General features: G+C 63.8%; 1 pseudogene. It reads right to left on the bottom strand.

Features of this window, described 5'->3' with window-relative positions:
- Window positions 1–335 (bottom strand): annotated as a pseudogene (locus tag ACFPZ3_RS68040) (IS1634 family transposase); the annotation flags it as partial.
- Between the last annotated feature and the right edge of the window lie 234 nt (window positions 336–569).

Raw genomic sequence — 569 nt, 5'->3', positions numbered from 1 at the left:
CCGCGTTTGGGCTGCCCGACCCGGCTGACGATCTGGTCGATCTTCAGCTGGTGCCACAGGTGATCGAGTGCGTAGGTGCCGCCGAACGGCACCGAGGAGGTGAACTCCAGGTCTGATGCGGCGGTCGCGGCCAGCGCGTCGCCCGGTTCCAGCAGCTTCGATAGAGACGCGACCAGGCGCTTGACGGCGTCGCGGTCGAGCTGGTCCTCGCGGCCGAAGGTGAACAGCACTTTGGGCACGGCCCGTCCTTTGGCCGGGTCCCACTCGTTGTGGGCCAGGTGGAGGTAGCGGACGGTGCCGGATTTGTTCTCCCGTTTCGTCGTCTTCACGTACACGGCTCTAGAGCATACGGGCTGTGTCCTGGTGGATGTAGGTGAATCTCTGAAATCGCGTCTCTAGGGGCTTTCGGGTGTCTGCATCTCTCACGGCTGGATGACCTGCAGTTTCAGCTCTGCAGGACCTCCAGGACCCGCGAATTACGTCGAACCCGGGCTGTACGGAGGTCGGGCACCGGAGTCGATCCTTCGAATGGTGGGGCGGAGGGGTCCTTACGTGAAAAGGGCCGCCAG

The organism is Nonomuraea insulae, from assembly GCF_042656245.1.
This window is presented reverse-complemented; position numbering and strand designations above follow the sequence as displayed.